General features: G+C 42.7%; 2 protein-coding genes and 1 pseudogene. All 3 read left to right on the plus strand.

The window, feature by feature from the left end; genetic code table 11:
- Positions 1–108: pseudogene (xerD, locus tag ACTHUT_RS21335) on the plus strand (site-specific tyrosine recombinase XerD); the annotation flags it as partial.
- A 227-nt stretch (positions 109–335) separates the two neighbouring features.
- Positions 336–536: a (2Fe-2S)-binding protein gene (locus tag ACTHUT_RS21340; RefSeq protein ID WP_003681978.1), complete on the plus strand. Its 201-nt coding sequence runs from the start codon at positions 336–338 to the stop codon at positions 534–536.
- A gap of 131 nt (positions 537–667) precedes the next feature.
- Positions 668–759: glutaredoxin family protein (locus ACTHUT_RS21345; protein ID WP_440419805.1), on the plus strand; the 92-nt coding region annotated here is incomplete at its 3' end.

Here is a 759-nt window from a genome sequence, read left to right on the forward strand (position 1 = left end):
GTCCAGATGATGTTGGGACATTCCGATATCAACACCACGCAGATTTATACCCATGTTGCCAATATCCGTTTGAAAAACATGGTCGATGAACACCATTCCCGTTCATAAATAAAGGCGGCATCTCGAAGATGCCGCTTTTTGTTATTGAGGCCGTCTGAAAGGTTATCAAAATTTAAAATTATAAAATATCAATCATAATATAAAATTTCATAGAAAAATTTCAAAACAAAAGGACAGTGCCAATATTGCAATGCAAACCGTTTTTATTTATATTTACGTTCAAGAATAAATCCTACTCTCAATTACAGAGGGTAACAAAATTATTGGAGCACATCATGTTTGTCTGCATCTGCAACGCCATTACTGACCACGACATCAAAGAGACCATCGCCGCCGGTGCAACCACCATGAGCGATTTGCAGGCTCAATTGGGCGTGGCGACTTGTTGCGGTTGCTGCGGCGAATTGGCTGCATCGTTTTTGACAGCAAGCAGTGCCCAAAATACCGTGACTGCAGGTATTAACGTTCAGTCTTAATTTCAGAATACACACAAAGGCCGTCTGAAGGCGTTATCTCGCGCCTGTTCAGACGGCCTTTGTTATGCCTGTATGGTTTGGCGGCATTTTGCTATACAATGGCCGCTTTTGTCCCTCCGAGAGTAACCGCCATGAAACTGACCTTGATGTTTCGGGAATATTGCAGCCTGTGCCACAAAATGCGCGAACAATTAAAGCCTTATCAGGAGCAGTTTGGATTTGA

This window comes from Neisseria sp. P0022.S010 (assembly GCF_051956635.1).

Coding starts and splice junctions, on each gene's coding strand:
- ACTHUT_RS21340 (WP_003681978.1), top strand. CDS start 336: ATGTTTGTCTGCATCTGCAACGCCATTACTGACCACGACATCAAAGAG.